Source organism: Pseudomonas sp. UM16, assembly GCF_050312595.1.
In the GTDB taxonomy this organism is placed as follows: domain Bacteria; phylum Pseudomonadota; class Gammaproteobacteria; order Pseudomonadales; family Pseudomonadaceae; genus Aquipseudomonas.
Genome location: NZ_JBNPJT010000099.1, coordinates 1 through 234, shown reverse-complemented (window position 1 = coordinate 234; position 234 = coordinate 1). Strand labels below are relative to the sequence as shown.

The 234-nt window shown below is 58.1% G+C and carries 1 pseudogene; it reads right to left on the bottom strand.

Annotated features, from left to right (window positions below):
• Positions 1–234 (bottom strand): annotated as a pseudogene (locus ACQRAX_RS25740) (hypothetical protein); the annotation flags it as partial.

Here is a 234-nt window from a genome sequence, read left to right as displayed (position 1 = left end):
GTAGGGTGCTCTACCCACTCGGCTATTAGGTACTGCATCCGGCCCTACTTCCATGTAGCTGCGCATGCACTCCCACAGCGCCATGGCGGTGGTGCCACCCCCACAGTTAAAGCCCAGCGAGAAATGCTTGTTGTCGTCTTTGGCCTGCGGATCCGGATTTTCAAAGCCGATGATCAACAAGCCCATCGTTGCTTTACCTGCCTGGCTCACCGACGAATGTTGCGTCGCCGCCGC